Origin of the sequence: Pseudomonas sp. B21-054, from assembly GCF_026016345.1 — a bacterium.
GTDB lineage: Bacteria > Pseudomonadota > Gammaproteobacteria > Pseudomonadales > Pseudomonadaceae > Aquipseudomonas.
On sequence record NZ_CP087204.1, the window covers coordinates 4,796,789 to 4,814,219 of the forward strand.

At 62.3% G+C, this 17,431-nt stretch carries 9 protein-coding genes; 7 read left to right on the forward strand and 2 right to left on the reverse strand.

All coding sequences use genetic code 11. The features are described from left to right. The first annotated feature begins 5 nt into the window (after positions 1-5). The gene (locus tag LOY70_RS20705; RefSeq protein WP_265029147.1) at positions 6-1,400 is read left to right on the forward strand and encodes an efflux transporter outer membrane subunit; all 1,395 of its coding nucleotides are present in this window, start codon (positions 6-8) and stop codon (positions 1,398-1,400) included. Between the two features lie 539 nt (positions 1,401-1,939). Beyond that, the gene (locus tag LOY70_RS20710) at positions 1,940-2,266 is read left to right on the forward strand and encodes a DUF6124 family protein (protein ID WP_265029148.1); all 327 of its coding nucleotides are present in this window, start codon (positions 1,940-1,942) and stop codon (positions 2,264-2,266) included. A gap of 195 nt (positions 2,267-2,461) precedes the next feature. Here LOY70_RS20710 and LOY70_RS20715 read toward each other — a convergent pair whose 3' ends face one another. Next, positions 2,462-4,084, reverse strand: coding sequence for a PvdJ/PvdD/PvdP-like protein (locus LOY70_RS20715; protein WP_265029149.1), 1,623 nt, complete (start codon positions 4,082-4,084; stop codon positions 2,462-2,464). Positions 4,085-4,413: 329 nt separating this feature from the next. Between LOY70_RS20715 and pvdM the strand changes: the two genes are divergently transcribed. From pvdM to LOY70_RS20740, 5 genes are all read left to right on the forward strand, one after another. Next, a complete protein-coding gene (gene pvdM, locus LOY70_RS20720; RefSeq protein WP_265029150.1) occupies positions 4,414-5,784 on the forward strand; it encodes a pyoverdine-tailoring dipeptidase-like protein PvdM in 1,371 nt (456 codons plus the stop codon). Further along, positions 5,781-7,061: an aminotransferase class V-fold PLP-dependent enzyme gene (locus LOY70_RS20725; RefSeq protein WP_265029151.1), complete on the forward strand. Its 1,281-nt coding sequence runs from the start codon at positions 5,781-5,783 to the stop codon at positions 7,059-7,061. The genes pvdM and LOY70_RS20725 overlap by 4 nt, the downstream gene beginning before the upstream one ends. Positions 7,062-7,085: 24 nt before the next feature. After that, positions 7,086-7,961, forward strand: coding sequence for a formylglycine-generating enzyme family protein (locus tag LOY70_RS20730; protein WP_265029152.1), 876 nt, complete (start codon positions 7,086-7,088; stop codon positions 7,959-7,961). Positions 7,962-8,307: 346 nt separating this feature from the next. Beyond that, complete coding sequence (locus LOY70_RS20735) at positions 8,308-9,966, forward strand: cyclic peptide export ABC transporter (RefSeq protein ID WP_265029153.1); 1,659 nt, start codon at positions 8,308-8,310, stop codon at positions 9,964-9,966. A gap of 37 nt (positions 9,967-10,003) precedes the next feature. Continuing rightward, the gene (locus LOY70_RS20740) at positions 10,004-14,161 is read left to right on the forward strand and encodes an amino acid adenylation domain-containing protein (RefSeq protein WP_265029154.1); all 4,158 of its coding nucleotides are present in this window, start codon (positions 10,004-10,006) and stop codon (positions 14,159-14,161) included. 275 nt (positions 14,162-14,436) lie between these two features. On the opposite strand, the gene LOY70_RS20745 is transcribed toward LOY70_RS20740, so the two are convergent. Further along, positions 14,437-16,908, reverse strand: coding sequence for a TonB-dependent siderophore receptor (locus LOY70_RS20745; protein WP_265029155.1), 2,472 nt, complete (start codon positions 16,906-16,908; stop codon positions 14,437-14,439). Positions 16,909-17,431: the final 523 nt, after the last annotated feature.

A 17,431-nucleotide genomic window follows, 5' to 3' on the forward strand; every position in this document is an offset into this window, starting at 1 on the left:
ATCCCATGAAAGCGTCCCTGACCCTCCTGGCTGCCAGCCTGCTATTGGCGGCCTGCGCCAGCCCGTTGTCGCCACCGGACAGCGGTATCCAGCCACCACCGGCCTGGCAGCACCTCGACACGCCCAGCGCGCGCGCCGATAACCAGCAATGGTGGACGCACTTCGGCAGCCCACAGTTGAACCGGCTGATCGAACAGGCGCGCCTGGACAGCCACGACCTCGCCGCGGCCATGGCCCGGGTGCGCCAGGCCCAGGCCAGCGCGGTGATCGCCGGCGCCCCACTGCTGCCGGAAATCCGGGCCGGGCTCAACGGCAATCGCCAGGAGTTGCTGCGGGGCAAGGGTTACAGCCAGTTGGACGTGGATCAGGATAACCGCACCATTGATTACTACGACGCCAACCTCAGCGCCAGCTACGAGCTGGATTTCTGGGGCGGCAAACGGGCGGCCCGGGACAGTGCGTTGAGCACGCTCTCGGCCAGTCAGTTCGACCGGGCGACCGTGGAGTTGACCCTGCTCAGCGCGGTCGCCAACAGCTACACCCAGGCGTTGTCCCTGCGCGAACAACAGCGCATCGCCGAACTGAACCTGGCCAACGCCGAAAGTGTGCTCGAGCTGGTGCAGACTCGCTACGACGCCGGCAGCGCCACGGCCCTGGAACTGTCCCAGCAGAAAAGCCTGGTGGCGGCGCAGCAACGCCGCTTGCCCCAAGTGCAGCAACAGGCCAAGGAAGCGCTGATTACCCTGGCGGCGCTGCTGGGGCAACCGGTGCAGGCGGTCAGGCTCGACGATGAACAGTTCGAACAACTGCAGTGGCCTTCCATCGACGCCGGGGTGCCCAGCGACCTGCTCCGCCGCCGCCCGGACATCGCCGCCGCCGAAGCGCGCCTCACCGCCGCCCAGGCCGACATCACCGTGGCCCGCGCCGCCATGCTGCCCTCGGTGACCCTGGGCCTGAGCCTGGGCACTGGCGCCGACATCGCCGACCATTTGCTGCGCAACAACGTCTACAACCTCAGCGCCGGTTTGGCCGCGCCAATCTTCAACAACGGTCGCCTGCGGGCCGAACGGGACAAGGCCACTGCCCGCCAGGAGGAACTGTTGGAGCTCTATCGCGCCGCCATCATCAACGGCTTCGCCGACGTCGAAAAAGCCCTGAACAGCATCAACGGCCTGGACCAGCAGCGGCAGTGGCAAAGCGAAGAACTGCAGCAGGCCCAGACCGCCTTCGACATCGCCCAACACCGCTACCAGGCCGGCGCCGAAGACCTGCTCACCGTGCTGGAAACCCAACGCACCCTCTATACCGCCCAGGATACGAACGTGCAACTGAGACTGGCGCGGGTACAGGCGAGTGTGGCGTTGTACAGGGCGTTGGGTGGAGGTTGGCGGGTGATGTAAGCCTCGAATACACATTCAAGCCAAGTGACATTTGTGGCGAGGGGATTTATCCCCGCTGGGCTGCGCAGCAGCCCCATGGCGAACACCTCGGTGTGTCAGATGCTTCGAGGGCGCTGGTTTTGGGGCCGCTTCGCAGCCCAGCGGGGATAAATCCCCTCGCCACAGATCATTCCATCTTTATAAATAGTGTTCGGCTTTGGTTCTGTTTATCCAGCCGTGTAGGACTCCCGAGTGAGGCTACATCGCCTTGCGCCGTTACCTACAACTGCGCCAGAATCCGCCGGCTTGTGCGCCTGGCACCCCATCGATAACTTGTTCCCTGTCACTGCTCATCAGTGATCGGGTCTGCAAGCCCGACGAATATCAGGCGCATAGCCAAAGGTCGACACATCTGTGTTCGTTCCATGGCGGCTATGTGTGGGAGACCTTCGGGTCTGCCGGGTTCCTGATTTCCCGGTCTTGCAGACCCGCGCATAGCTGCCACCCATCATCTGCAAGTGATGACTGGCAGCGCCTTTTGAATAATCAGGAGCTGCACCATGTTCAAGATCACCCCCAATCCCCCCGCAGACGATTCCAAAAAACTCAACGAAGCCGCCGACCGCGCCCTCGCCTTTTACCTCGATCCCAAACCTGAAAAACCCAATCCACCACCGGGTCAGCTGTTCACTGTGGCAGAAGGCGTGGATATGGAATGCCTGCTGGCCAACCTCAGCGAAACCCTCGCTTCGGTCAACGTCATGGCAAGCGAGCAAGCTTTTGAACTGGAAGGCTCGCGGCGCCATTTTGCGCTGGGCATCCAGCAAATGATCGAGTTGGCAGAACTGCTGGCAAACCGCGCCCTGGACATCGCCGCGCCGCGCTAAAAAACCCTTACAACACAACCCTCAAGCCAAGTGACATTGTGGTGAGGGGATTTATCCCCGCTGGGCTGCGAAGCGGCCCCAAAACCGGCTCCCTCAAAAACACCTGACACACCGAGGTGCCGGCTCTGGGGGCTGCTGCGCAGCCCAGCGGGGATAAATCCCCTCACCACAACAGTGTTCATCCAATAGGAAAGGTTAAACGGGCTTGCTCTTGAGATTGCGCGCATACCACGGCCGTTGCGGCACCCGGCGGAACAGTTCGGTGAGCTTTTTGTCATCGCTGCCGAAGGTGATGCGCAACGCCAGTTTCATGGTTTCCGGGTCCATTTCCACCGAGCGCCCGACCTGTAGCCCAGGCGTGGTGTTGCAACCGTGGGTGTCCGGGCCCAGCCAGGGGTCGGCGATTTCCACCCAGCGGCCGGGGGCGAACCAAGGGACGCCGCTGACTTCGAGCCGGCTCACTTCGCCCGGGTGGAAACGCTCATGGGCACGGAACCAGTCTTCGAGGCGGTCGTCGATCCAGCCGTGGAAGGCCCAGAACACCGGGCTCACATGGGAGGAAAACGGATCACCGAGGAAGTCGTTTTCCGGCGCGAACCAGCGCTGGGCGAAGTCGTCCGGGTCGCGGGCGAACGGCACCGGGTGGCCGTTGGACGGGTCCCGTGGCACCGAGGCCCAGCGCATGTGCAGCCAGTCGTGCAGGCCCAGTTCCACTTCCGAGCCGAACTGGCCCAGGGTCAGTTTCGACAGATAACGCGGGTCGCGGTAGCGCGATTCCCAGACCTGGAAATTGCTGTGGTAGGTCTCGGCAGTCTTGATGTCGCTGACCCACTGGGCGTATTGCTCGTCGCCATCGGCCAGCCAGGTCGGCGGCAACGCGGTGCCGTCGTGGTTATCGAAATAGCGGGCGAAGCCCGGGCGATCACGCTCCAGCTCCGGTTGTGGCAAGGGGAAGCGCGGCCACGATGGCAGCGGCTGGAACGAACGCGCGGTGCCCAGCATGTGCCGGTGCATGAAAAAGAAATCGATGCCCGAGCCGTTGCGATCCTTGCGCGGCCCGCGGGCATCGCGCTCCCGGTCCCTGGGGCCGGGCTGCCAGCCGATGCCGCGCAAGGCGTTGCGCTTGTCCTCGTCCAGGGTGTGCCATTTATCCCGGGAAGCATGCCAGAGTTGGTGGAACAGCCGATGCTCGGGCGACACCAGCCAGGCCAGTAGCGCCGGGCTCAGCGGCGTACGCTCGCGGGCTTCGGGGAAGGCTTGCTTGCGGGCGATGAACTGATTGTCGAGTTCCAGCAGGCCCAGCGGACGATCCAACCGCAACACACGACCGCTGAGCGTCGCGGTGCCGGCATTGCCGAAGCCGGCCCAGACTTCGTCCAGGGTCATGGTGAATTCATAGTCCGGCGCGCCGCCCGGGGCCTGGGCGCCGATCAGTCGCCAGCTCAGTTGCTTGGGGTTGGTGTCGGCCAAATCGCCCAACACCCGATAACGCGGTTCATCCCCGGCACGCAGCCGTTCGGCGGTATCGAGGCAACCCACCAGGCCACGGCCCTTGTGGCCGATATCGAGGAACACCTGGAGACCGTCCTGGGGCAAGCCGTCGAGGCCGGCGTCGCGGCCGGTGAAACGGATCGTCCAGATGCCCCGCAACGTATCGGCCCGACGCTGGCCTGCCACGTCGGCCACATCGAACGAGGCCTCGCCGGGGGTGATGGTCGGGTCCGGCCGGGTCAGTTCGCGATGCCCGTAATACACCGCAGGCACGGCGGCACCGGTCAGCGCCAGGCCTGCCATGAACCATCGTCGAGAAATCGTCATTGCCTTACCTGTGTCCAGCCCTGGAACGGGCTTTATCCAAGCTAGAACGATGGGCGGGCCAACAAATTTATAGAGGCTGTGAGGGCCTCATCGCGAGCAAGCTCGCTCCCACAATAGAGGTGAGTACATTCGATGAAAATTTGATGGGTTCAAGGCCGCCTTCGCGAGCAAGCTCGCTCCCACAGGTGACCGCGTTCCAATGTGGGAGCGGGCTTGCTCGCGAAGGGGCCCTTGAAAGCGCCTAAATTTTCCGCCCGATCACTCGTTCTCCCCAGATAGCAAAGGCCCCTGCGCCTGTCCTTCCAAGGCGAACCTGACTGAGATCGGCAATGACAACACGACGTTCGAAAAAGGCTCTTTTCATCGGCCTGCCATTGGCCCTGGCGCTGGCCGTCGGTGGTGGTCTGGCAGCCTGGGACCACTGGTGGCGGGACAACCCCGGCTACCCGGTCAAGGTGATGAAAGAAGCCCGGGAGCTGCACGAACGCCTGCTGTCCTTTGACAGCCACATCACCGTGCCGCTGGATTTCGGCACCGCCGGCAATGAAGCCGACAAGGACGGCAGCGGTCAGTTCGACCTGGTCAAGGCCAATCGCGGGCAGCTGTCCGGCGCGGCCCTGACGGTGTTCGGCTGGCCCGAGTTGTGGAACGGCGACAACGCGCCGCACAAACCTACCGCCGGGTTCGTCGAGGAAGCGCGCAACCAACAGGAAGTGCGCTACAAGATCATCACCGGCCTGGTCCGGGACTTTCCCAACCAGGTCGCCATCGCCTACACCCCGGATGATTTCCGCCGCCTGCACGGCGAAGGCAAGTTTGCGATTTTCATCAGCATGCTCAACGCCTACCCCCTCGGCCATGACCTGAGCCTGCTGGACCTGTGGACGGCGCGGGGCATGCGCATGTTCGGCTTCAGCTACATCGGCAACAACGATTGGGCCGACTCCTCGCGCCCGCTGCCGTTCTTCAACGATTCCCCCGACGCCCTCGGTGGCCTGTCGGACATCGGCAAGCAAGCGGTGACCCGCCTGAACGACCTCGGCGTGATCATCGACGTGTCGCAGATGTCGACCCAGGCCCTGGAGCAAGTCGCGCAACTGAGCCGCACGCCGCTGGTGGCCTCGCACTCCGCACCCCGGGCGATGGTGGACATCCCGCGCAACCTCAGCGACAAGGAAATGCAGCTGATCAAGGCCAGTGGCGGCGTGGTGCAGATCGTCGGCTTCTCCCAATACCTGCGCCCGTTGACGCAAAAGACCCAGGACCGGCTCAACGCCCTGCGCGAACGTTTCGACCTGCCACCGCTGCCCAACCTGGCGATGGCGCTGATGCCCGGCGACCCGATCATCGCCGCCTGGCCGGAGAAGAAGTTTGGCGAATACGCCAGCCAGCTCTACGCCATCTTGGAGGAAGAACCCAAGGCCAGCCTCAAGGACCTGGGGGATGCCATCGACTACACCGTGCGCAAGATCGGCATCGACCACGTCGGCATCAGTTCGGACTTCAACGAGGGTGGCGGCGTCAAAGGCTGGGAGAACGTCGGCGACATCCGCAACGTCACCGCCGAGCTGCTGACCCGTGGCTACTCCGAAGCCGACATCGCCAAACTGTGGGGCGGCAACTTCCTGCGAGTCTGGGATCAAGTCCAGAAATCGGCCCGTCCGACCCTGGCCTCAACCCAGGAAGCCGTCCAGCCATGAATGAACGCCGCAAATTCTTGAAGCAAGCCGGGATCCTCGCCGCCGGTTTGCCGCTGGCCACCAGCCTGCCAGCCACGGCCGCCGCCGATTCGCTGCCGCCACTGCCGCGTAACAAATGGGCGCAGTTGCGCACGCTGTTCGACCAGGACCCGAAGTACCTGCACTTCTCCAATTTCCTGGTCACCACCCACCCACGTCCGGTACGCGAGGCCATCGAAAAACACCGCGCCGCGTTGGATAAAAATCCGGGGCTGTTGATGGACTGGGACCTGGGTGTTACCGAGGAACGCGAGGAGAACGTGCGGACCTGGGCCGGCCGTTACTTGCAAGCCACGCCGAAGCAAATCGCCCTCACCGGCAGCACCACCGAGGGACTGGCGATAATCTACGGCGGCGTGCAGGTGGCGGCCGATCAGGAAATCCTCACCACTGCCCACGAGCACTACGCCACCCACACCATCCTCGATTTGCGCACCCAACGGGATGGCACCCGGGTGCGCAAGATCAAGCTGTTCGAAAACGCCCACAACGCTAGCCACGAAGAAATCCTCACGGCCATCGACCGCAACATCCGCCCTGAGACTCGAGTGCTGGGCATGACCTGGGTGCATTCAGGCAGCGGCGTGAAGCTGCCCATCGACAAGATCGGCGCGCTGGTGGACAAGCACAACCAAGGCCGCAGCGAGGCGCAGCGCATCGTTTACGTGGTGGACGGCGTCCACGGTTTTGGCGTCGAGGACCTGGGCTTCCCGGCGATGAACTGCGACTTCTTCATCGCCGGCACCCACAAGTGGATGTTCGGCCCACGGGGTACGGGCCTGGTGTGCAGCCGCAGCGAAGAGCTCAAGTACGTCACGCCGATCATCCCGACCTTTTCCGAAGCCACGGCGTTTTCCACCACCCTGACGCCGGGCGGCTACCACGCCTTCGAGCATCGCTGGGCGGCGGACGAAGCCTTCAAGCTGCACTTGCAACTGGGCAAGGCCGAGGTGCAAGCACGCATTCATGCCCTCAACACCTACCTGAAAAAACACTTGGTGGCACTGCCGCAGATCGAACTGGTCACGCCTCTGAGTCCGGATCTTTCAGCCGGTTTCACCTTCTTCCGGGTCAAGGGTCGCGACAGCGATGAGATCGCCGGCTACCTGATGAAGAATCGCGTGATCGCCGACACCGTGCACCGCGATGCAGGGCCGGTGGTCCGTACCGCGCCGGGGCTGCTCAACAGCGAAGCCGAGATCGATCGGTTCATGGGCTTGCTGGGCAAAACACTCTGAACCTGACGTTATCGAGAGAGATGGATGAACAGTTTTTCGTTGAAGCTATTGCCGGCACTGACCCTCGCCGCCCTGCTGCCCTCCGGCGCCCAGGCCTCGCAACCGGGGCAGGTGTTCCGTGACTGCAAGGACTGCCCGGAAATGGTCGTGCTGCCCACCGGCACCTTTCAGATGGGCACCCCGGAAGATGAAGTGGGCCGCGAACCCGACGAAGGTCCGATGCACCCGGTGACCTTCGCCAAACCGCTGGCGATCAGCCGCTTCCAGGTGCTCAAGGGCGAATGGTTCGCCTACCTGCGCGACACCGGTTACCAGATGCCCGACGGCGACAAGCGTCCCGGTCGCGCCTGCAAGGCCGGTATCCCGGACTACCAGGGCAGCGACCCGCGCAAGCAATACACCGACCGACACCCGGCGGTGTGCATGGACTTCGCCGAGGCCAACGCTTACGTGGCCTGGCTGTCGAAAAAAACCGGCAAACAGTACCGGCTGGTCAGCGAATCCCTGCGCGAGTACGCGGCACGCGGCGGCAGCACCGGCCCGTTCCCCTTCCCGTTCGATGAAGGCAAGGAATACAGCATCGCCCAACACGCCAACACCTACGGTGCGGCGGACGGCTACAACTTCACCGCGCCGGCCGGCAGCTACGCGCCCAACGCCTTCGGCGTCTACGACATGCACGGCAACATCTACGAGTGGACGGCCGATTGCTACAACGACAGCTACGTCGGCGCGCCGAGCGACGGCAGCGCCTGGCTGACCGGCAAGTGCGAGTTCAAGCGGATCCGTGGCAACGACTGGGGCGAAGCACCGGTGTTCTCCCGCTCCGGCAACCGCAACGCATTGGTGCCCAGCGATCGCGGCGATTGGATTGGTTTTCGGGTGGCGCGGGATATGTAAATCAACGGACTCGTCCAAATACCTGTTTAGACCGGAGACATGGTTAACCTGTGGCGAGGGGATTTATCCCCGTTGGGCTGCGAAGCAGCCCCCAAACAGGCAACACCGATCAGTCAGAAATAACGCGGTGATTTCATTGGGGCCGCTTCGCAGCCCAGCGGGGATAAATCCCCTCGCCACAAAGTGCTTCGTTCGTCTGGACCGATGCAGTAGGCATCACTAAATCCCCTCCCCCACCAATCGTTCTACAGGTGGGCGCGCCCCAACCGGCGTGCCGCCGTCCTCCAGCCCATGCGGTGAATGCCCGCGATGGCCTTCGCCCTTTTCATCAAGCAGGGAAACCTCCATGAGCCAACCAACACGCGGGGTGATCAATGAAATGTTCACCTTGCTCAAACCCTTCCGGCTGATTGTCGTAGGTTCCATCCTCTTGGGCATGTTGGGCGGCCTGAGCATCACCGCCCTGCTGGCGACCATCAACGACGCCCTGAACGCCGCCACAACGCCCACGCCCCGGCTGCTGGCGACGTTCGCCGGGCTTTGCGCGGCGGCGCTGCTGGCCTCGATTCTGTCGGACATCGGCACCAACCATGTCGGCCAGAACATCATCGCCGAGCTGCGTAAATCCCTGGGCAAGAAAGTCCTGCTGGCCCCCATCGAACAGATCGAACGCTATCGCAGCCATCGGCTCATTCCGGTCTTGACCCACGACGTCAACACCGTCAGCGACTTCGCGTTTTCTTTCGCGCCGCTGGCCATCGCCTTCACGGTCACCCTCGGTTGCCTGGGTTACCTGGCCTACCTGTCACTGCCCATGTTTTTCCTGCTGCTGGTGGCGCTGGTGATCGGCACGGTCGTGCAATACCTGGCGCGTGCCCGTGGCATCCGGGGTTTCGAAGCGGCCCGTGAGGCCGAGGATGCGCTGCAGAAACACTACGGCGCCATCGCCGCCGGGGCCAAGGAACTGCGCATTCATCGCCCACGCCGCCAGCGCATGTTCAGCCAGCGCATCGAAGCGACCGCCGACTATATCTGCGCGACCAACATCCGCTCGGTCAACACCTTCGTGGTGGCCAAGACCTTCGGCTCGATGCTGTTCTTCGTGGTCATTGGCCTGGTCCTGGCCCTGCAATCTCTGTGGCTGGGCATCGATAAAACCGTGCTCAGCGGCTTCGTGCTGGTGCTGTTGTACATGAAGGGCCCGCTGGAATACCTGGTGATGACCTTGCCGGTGATCAGCCGGGCGAACATTGCCTTCAAGCGCATTGCCGAACTGGGCGAGCAGTTTTCCTCACCAGAGCCGCATCTGCTGCTCGATGACAAGCACCTGCGCAAACCCACGATCCAGCAGCTGGAACTGCGTGATGTGCACTACGCCTTCCCGGTGGTCGAAGGCAGCCAACCCTTCGCCCTGGGACCGGTCAACTTGTCCATCGCCCAAGGTGAGATTGTGTTCATCGTTGGCGAAAACGGTGGGGGCAAGACCACGCTGATCAAACTGCTGCTGGGCCTCTATTTCCCCCAGGGCGGCGAAATCCTCCTCGACGGCGCGCCGGTAGGGGCCGCTCAACGGGATGATTATCGCCAGTTGTTCACCACGATTTTTGCCGACTACTACCTGTTCGATGAGCTGGTCCAGGGCGATCAACAGGTGCCCAAGGATGCCAACCGCTACCTGGAGCGTCTGGAAATCGCCCACAAGGTCAGCATCCGCGACGGTGCCTTCAGCACCACCGATCTGTCCACCGGCCAGCGCAAACGCCTGGCGTTGCTCAACGCCTGGCTCGAGGAGCGCCCCGTGCTGGTGTTCGACGAATGGGCCGCCGACCAGGATCCAGTGTTCCGGCGGGTGTTCTATACCGAACTGCTGCCGGAACTGAAGGCACTGGGCAAAACCATCATCGTCATTTCCCACGACGACCGCTATTTCGACATCGCCGATCAACTGGTCCGGATGCAGGCCGGTCAGGTGGTCAGTGAAAAAGCTGCGGCGGCGTTTGCCTGAGCCCGCCCGACGCAATGCTGTTTACCGCGAGAACACCATGAACGAACTGCTAGATGATGATCTGCTGACGCTGCTGCTCGATGACCTGGCGGGCGACACGCACGCCCTGTCCAGCCGCCGCCGACTGGACCGCGCCCCCCTGTCTTTCGCCCAGCAACGCTTGTGGTTGGAGCACCAGCGTGACCCGGCCCGTTCGGCCTACAACCTGCCACGGGCCCTGCGCCTGAGCGGTGAGCTCGACGCCGACGCCCTGGAACAGGCCCTGAATCGCGTCATCGACCGACACGACATCCTGCGTACCGCGTTCAATGACATCGACGGCGCGCCGGTCCAGGTCGTCGAGCGCAACGCCTGCCTCGTCCTGCACCGGGAAGACCTCGGCGCCCTCGCCCCCCAGGCGCGGGCCACGGCACTCTCACAGCGCATCGAGCTGCACGCCCGGCAACCGTTCGATCTCAGCCACGCGCCGCTGATGCGGGCCACGCTCCTGAGGCTGGACAGCGACGAACACGTGCTGTTGCTCAACATGCATCACATCGTCTCCGATGCCTGGTCCAACACGATCCTCATGCAGGACATGACCCAGGCCTATGCCCGGGCCTTGATCGGCGATCCGACACCGCTGCCACAATTGCCCATGCAATACGCCGACTACGCGACCCGCCAGCGAGGCGAGTACTTGCAGAGTACGGCCTGCCAGCGCAGTGGCGAATACTGGAGTCGCTACCTGGGGCAGGACCTGCCCACGTTGGAGCTGCCCCAGGATTTCCCCCGCGCCACAGGCCAGCAACATATGGCCGGACGCGTACATCTGTCACTTGCCCCCGCATTGGCACAGGCCCTGGACACGTTCTGCCAACGCCAGGGGCTGACGCCTTTCGTGGTGGCGCTGGGGGCCTGGCAAATGTTGCTGGGCCGGTACGGCAACCAGGACGATTTCACCGTCGGCGTCCCCAACGCCAACCGCAACAGCCATGAAAGCCAAGACCTGGTAGGTTTTTTCGTCAGCAGCCAGGTGTATCGCACACGAATCGACTCGAGCCGCAGCGGGCTGGATTTTCTCCGGAATCTGCGCGGGCAGTCCCTCGCAGCCCTTGAACATGCCGACTACCCGCTGGAGTTGATCCTCGATCAGCTGCAACGTCCCGGCGTACAGGGCGCCAGTCCGCTGTTCCAGGTGTTGTTCAACTGGCGCACCGGCTCGCCGTCCCTGCCGATGTCGCCCAAAGGCGAACTGGCGCTGGAATTTCTCAATACCGGTGACAACCAGGCCAAGTTCGACTTATCGCTGGATGTCGACTATTCACAACAGCAGGTAGTGGCGACCTTCGAATACAGCCGTGACCTCTATCGCACTGAAACCATCGAGCGCATGGCCGAGCACTGGCAGAACCTGCTGCGGGGCCTGATCGAAACACCTGAACGCGCCCTCGGCGAGCTGCCATTGCTCAGTGCTGATGAACGCCAGCTAACCCTGCACGACTGGAACCGCCAGCCGACCCAACTGCCCCGTGGGCGTTGCCTGCACCAGGTGATCGAAAGCCATGCCGCCACCACGGGCGACGCCATCGCCCTGACCTTTGAAGGGCAGCACATGAGCTATGCCGAGCTCAACCGACAAGCCAACCCATTGGCCCATCGGCTGATCGAGCAAGGCGTCGGGCCCGACGTGCTGGTCGGCATCGCCGTCGAGCGGTCGCCGCAGATGCTCATCGGCCTGCTGGCGATTCTCAAGGCCGGTGGCGCCTACGTGCCGCTGGACCCGGCCTACCCGGCCGATCGCCTGGCCTACATGATCGAGGACAGCGGCATCACCCAGGTCCTGACCCAGGCTCATTTGCGTGAATCGCTGGCGCTGCCCGCTGACATAAATTGTCTGTTGCTGGATTTGGACGATGCCGATAGCGCCTATCCCGAACACAATCCGGATGTGCCGATGCATCCGGATAACCTGGCGTACGTGATCTACACCTCAGGCTCGACCGGCAAGCCCAAGGGCGCACTGCTCGCGCACCACAACGTCAGCCGCCTGTTCCAGGCCACGGAGCACTGGTTCAGTTTCGATCACCAGGACGTGTGGTGCCTGTTCCATTCCTATGCCTTCGACTTTTCCGTGTGGGAGATTTTCGGTGCCTTGCTGCACGGCGGCCGGCTGGTCATCGTGCCTCACGCCGTGAGCCGTTCGCCGCAGGAGTTCTACGCCCTGCTTTGCCAGGAAAACGTCACCGTGCTCAACCAGACGCCTTCGGCGTTCAAGTCGTTGTTGCAGGTCGCCTGCGCGCCTCGGCAGCCGCTTGAGCACCGGTTACGCCAAGTCATTTTTGGCGGCGAAGCGATTGACGTGCAGAGCCTGCGGCCCTGGTTTGAACGTTTCGGCGACCAGTCGCCACAATTGATCAACATGTATGGCATCACCGAGACGACGGTCCATGTCACTTGGCGACCGCTGTCGATGCAGGACCTGAACAGCGAGGCCGCGAGCCCTATAGGCCAGCCCATCGTCGACCTGTCCTGGTATCTGCTCGACGCGCACCTGAACCCGGTTCCCAAGGGTTGCATCGGTGAGTTGTATGTCGGCCGGGCCGGCCTGGCTCGTGGCTACCACCAGCGCGCCGACCTGACCGCCAGCCGGTTTATCCCCGACCCGTTCGATCCGCTGCCGGGTGGACGCCTGTATCGCACCGGCGACCTGGCGCGCTACCGCACCGACGGCAGCATCGAATACATCGGGCGTCTGGATCATCAGGTCAAGATCCGTGGATTCCGCATTGAATTGGGCGAAATCCAGGCGCGCCTGCAAGCGCTGCCGCAGGTGCGCGATTGTGTCGTGTTGACCCATGAAGGCCCGGGCGGCCTGCAACTGATCGCCTATGTGATTGCCACGCAACCGTCCACGACCGAGTTACGCGAAGGTTTGTTGAGCGCGCTCAAAGCGCAGCTGCCGGACTACATGGTGCCCAGTCACCTGTTGTTCATCGATCATTTACCGCTCAATGCCAATGGCAAGCTCGACCGCAAGGCCTTGCCGGAGCCCGACGCCAGCCTCCGGCATTCGAACTACGTGGCGCCCCGCACTCAGTTGGAAGAGGCCCTGGCGCAGCTCTGGCAACAGTCCCTCAAGGTCGAGCGCGTGGGTGTCAACGACAGCTTCTTTGAACTGGGCGGGCATTCGATCCTGGCCATCGAGCTGATCGCCAACCTCAAGGCCCGCCTGAATATCACGGTGCGGCTGCAAGAGCTGCTGGCCCACCCGAGCATCGCCGAGCTGGCCCTGTTCATTTCGCAAAAACATCGGGAGCAGACCCCATGCCTTGTCGAATTGAACAACGCACCCGCCAGCGCACCGCAGTTATTTTGCCTGCATCCCAGCGGGGGCATCGTCTTCTGCTATCAGCCACTGGCGCGCAAACTCCAACACCGGGCGCGCACCTTTGGCGTCATGCACCGTGGCTTCAGCGAACCCCATGCGAGCCCTGAAGCCTGGCGCGAGATGATCTCCGATTACAGCCGGGAAATCGTCACGGCCCAGCCCCAAGGCCCGTATTACCTGATGGGCTGGTCCCTGGGTGGGACCATCGCGCTGGACATCGCGGCGACGCTGGAAAGCCAGGGCTACACGGTGAGTTTCCTCGGCCTGGTGGACAGCACGATTCCGGAACACCTGTACCCGGCAACCTTGGCGCGTCATCGGCATTTGCCAGGCGATGAACAAGCCGACCCAGCCTCCCAGGATCTGCTTGGGGCCATCGAATACTTCGACCTGCTGTTTCCAACCCTCACCGAGCGCACGGCGGCTTACCGGCAAGAGCACCCCGACAGCACGGTCCAGGCATTCCACGAATGGGCCGCCAGCCAGATCGAGCCGGGGCGAGGCGACTTGTTGTCAATCGTGCAGAGCGTCAAGGATGAAGTCATGAACGCCCAGGCGTTCTCGGTGCATGATCGGTTGCTGGAAGCGTTCGACGGATTCACCTTCAAACCGGTACGGGTACGCCCCAGCTGCTGGTGGACCCAGGCGGAAAAAACGCCAGAAGAACTGGCCTTCTGCGAGAGTTTGATCAAGGGTTATAGCCTAACTGGGGAGCTGCATTGCTCGGTGTATTCCCCGCTGCGCCATCGCAGCATGATCTTTGATGAGACGTTGCTCGATTCGCTGATCGAGGCTTTTCTGAGCAGCACGACACACGATAAGTAGCGTCAGGCACAGTCATTGTGGTGAGGGGATTTATCCCCGCTGGGCTGCGAAGCGGCCCTAAAGCAGCGAACTCAATCCTCCTGACACACCGAGCTGCTTGGTTTGGGGCTGCTTCGCAGCCCAACGGGGATAAATCCCCTCACCACAGGTTTTGGGCTGCCACAGGTTTTGGGCTGCCACAGTTTTTGTGCTGCTTCAGGTGTTTGCACACTTCCCCATCAGCCATAAAAAAACCGACCCGCACAAGGCGGGTCGGTTTTTTCTGCGCGCGCGAATCAGAACTGCGGGGTGTACTTCACGGTGAACATCAGGTTACGCGGGTCACCGAAGTTGTTGTTGCCATTGAGCTGGTTGTAAGCGGAGGTCAAGTACTTCTTGTCAAACAGGTTGTTGGCGTTGACCGCCAAAGCGATTTCCGGCGTCAGCTGGTAGCCGACGCGGGCGTTCCATACGGTGTAACCCGGGATTTCACGGTCATAGTCGTAGACAAGCGTGTGGCTTTGGGTGGTGAAACCCAAGCCCGTGCTGACACGGCTCCAGTCACCGGTGAACTGGTAGTTACCCCACACGCGCAGCATGTGTTTCGGCGTCCAGGTACTGAAGACACGACCTTCATTGTCCGGGTCCTCCAGGTACTTGGTGGTGTTGTAGGTGTAGCCCGCGAACAACTGCAGGTTGTCCACCACTTCACCACTGATTTCCGCATCGATACCCTGGCTGCGCACTTTCCCCGAGGCACTGGAGCAGTTCACGTCAGTACAGCCATCGATGGAGACGGCACGGTTCTCGTGGTCGTAACGGAAGACGGCCAGGGAGGTATTGACCCGACCGTCCATCAGCTCACCCTTGAGGCCGACTTCGTAGTTGCTGCCGATAATAGGCTTGAGCACCGAACCGCTGGGATCGACCTCGGTCTGCGGCTGGAACACATCGGTGTAGCTGGCGTATACCGCCCACTCACGGCTCAGGTCATAGATGATGCCGGCGTACGGTGTGACCACGCCGGTTTCAGTTCCGGTGCTTGGCTCGTTGCGAGTGATACCGTTGGCCGCGGTTTCGGTTTTCGACTTGTAGCTGAAGTCATACCAACTGACCCGGGAACCCAGCACCAGCGTCAGGTCATCGACCGGCTTGACGCGCCAGGTGCCGTATACACCCTTCTGGCGGATATCGTATTTGCTGAGGGTGCCTCGCCCACCCGGGCTATTGATCAGGCCGTCGTAGCTGATGTCCGGCCGGTTATTATTCAGGTCGAAGATCGTGTCGCTGCTGTTGTTGAAGGTACGGGCGAATTTATCATCCGTCTCCAACTGCGAGAAGTTGCCGCCCAGCATGACCTCCTGCTCCATCGACAGGGCTTCGAACTTGCCGTTCAGGTTCATGTCCAGACCGGACTTCGTAGACTGGAAATCGGTCACGAAGTCGGCATATTGCACACCACTGCCGTCAGGGGCGAGGCCGACACCGCCATTTTGCGTCCTTTGGTTTTTCGCCTGGTTGTCTTCGGTCATGTACACGGCACCCACCTTGAACGCCCAGTCCTCGTTGAAGCGATGCTCCAGATCGGTGTAGTAGGTGGTGACATCGATGTCGGAACGGTTCCAGCGCGCGCCAGTGTAGGTCGAACGCGACACGTCTGGCATCGAACCGTCGGCGTAGCGTGGCAGGCCGCGGATGTTGCCGCGCGATTCGCCGTTGGACTGGCTGACGGCGAAGCCCAGGGTGGTGTCTTCGCTCAGGTCGATGTCCAGCGCGCCGTACAGCGAATGGGTCTTGGTCCAGGCATGGTCGACGAAGGAGTTGCTCTGGTCTTCGTCGGCGACGATACGGCCGCGGATGTTGCCGGCGTCGTTCAGCGGGCCGCCGGCGTCCAGTTGCAGGCCGTAGTGATCCCACGAGCCGGCCTTGCCGGTCAGGGTCACGGTCGGTGCGCTCTGGCCACGCTTGCGCACCAGGTTGACGGCACCGCCGGGGCTGCCTGTGCCTTGCAGCAGACCGGCGGCGCCGCGCATGATTTCCAGGCGGTCGAAGAAGATCAGGTCCTGGGTCGCCCAGTTGCCCAGGGAATAGTTGTTACGCAGGATCGGCACACCGTCGTACTGCCAGTCGTCGATCTGGAAACCGCGCGACGACAGGATCATGCCTTGGCCGACGCCCTGCAGGCCAACGACGCCGGTGGTCTGGTTGACCGCGTCCTTGAGGCTGACCAGGTTCTGGTCATCCATCTGCTTGCGCGTCATCACGGTGACCGATTGGGGAATTTCCTTGAGGGTATGGGTGCCCTTGCCAATCGTCACCGCGTTACTGGTGTAGGCCTGGCTGCCTTCGGTCGTCGCGTCCAGTGCCGTTGCCTTCACGGTGGTCGCGCCCAGCTCGAGGCCACCCGTGGCAGGGCCGCGCATCAGCATCAGGGTGTTGCCCTCCAGGCTGTAGCGCACACCAGTGCCCTTGAGCAATTCGGCAATGGCCGCCTGCGGGCTCATCTTGCCGCTGACGCGGGTGCTTTTCAGGCCGGCCATGTCGGCGGCGTTGTAGATCACTTGCTGGTTGGTCTGTTGACCGAACGCTTGCAGTGCCTGCGGCAGCGGTTGCGCAGGAATGTCGATGCTGACGTCTTCAGCCATCACCTGAGCACTGAGTGGCAGTCCGCAGACCAACCCCAAACCGGCCAGCACTCGACGTGGACGCAGGCCGCGGGACATGACGAGTGCCTTGAACAGAGGTTTCAACTCATGAATTGCTGACATCGCGCTCTCTATTATGGGTAAGTAAAAGTCCATGGGGCCGAAGGGCCCGCCGCTCGCCAGCACAGGGGAGCCCGCACGATCGATTGCCTCGGGGCAATGGGTCAGTACGTGGCCGACCGGCCCCTCCCCGGGCACGGTCATCTGGCTGGACGACGGCGAAATCTTTACTGGACAAATCCGGTGCCTGGGCTGCCCTGCCCGACCCGATTTGCCCGCATACCTTAGTAAGACGCAGCACCTGCAAAAAACCGGAATGAGTTTATTTATCATTCGCGTAAAAAGTTAAAAAAAACCGGCGCTGATGGGCGCCGGTTTTTTTTGAACACCGCCAATACCAAAGCTGTGAACACAAATGTGGCGAGGGGATTTATCCCCGCTGGGCTGCGCAGCAGCCCTAAAACAGCAAACTCAATCTTCCTGACACACCGAGTTGCCTGGTTTTGGGGCTGCTTCGCAGCCCAACGGGGATAAATCCCCTCACCACAGGGTTCTGCTGGGTTTTAAGATCCGATCCGCCCCTGAA

What these genes read in the sequence shown, in the direction of transcription:
- LOY70_RS20705 (WP_265029147.1), top strand. Translation starts at nt 6, where the DNA reads ATGAAAGCGTCCCTGACCCTCCTGGCTGCCAGCCTGCTATTGGCGGCC.
- LOY70_RS20710 (WP_265029148.1), top strand. Translation starts at nt 1,940, where the DNA reads ATGTTCAAGATCACCCCCAATCCCCCCGCAGACGATTCCAAAAAACTC.
- LOY70_RS20715 (WP_265029149.1), bottom strand. Translation starts at nt 4,084, where the DNA reads ATGACGATTTCTCGACGATGGTTCATGGCAGGCCTGGCGCTGACCGGT.
- pvdM (WP_265029150.1), top strand. Translation starts at nt 4,414, where the DNA reads ATGACAACACGACGTTCGAAAAAGGCTCTTTTCATCGGCCTGCCATTG.
- LOY70_RS20725 (WP_265029151.1), top strand. Translation starts at nt 5,781, where the DNA reads ATGAATGAACGCCGCAAATTCTTGAAGCAAGCCGGGATCCTCGCCGCC.
- LOY70_RS20730 (WP_265029152.1), top strand. Translation starts at nt 7,086, where the DNA reads ATGAACAGTTTTTCGTTGAAGCTATTGCCGGCACTGACCCTCGCCGCC.
- LOY70_RS20735 (WP_265029153.1), top strand. Translation starts at nt 8,308, where the DNA reads ATGAGCCAACCAACACGCGGGGTGATCAATGAAATGTTCACCTTGCTC.
- LOY70_RS20740 (WP_265029154.1), top strand. Translation starts at nt 10,004, where the DNA reads ATGAACGAACTGCTAGATGATGATCTGCTGACGCTGCTGCTCGATGAC.
- LOY70_RS20745 (WP_265029155.1), bottom strand. Translation starts at nt 16,908, where the DNA reads ATGTCAGCAATTCATGAGTTGAAACCTCTGTTCAAGGCACTCGTCATG.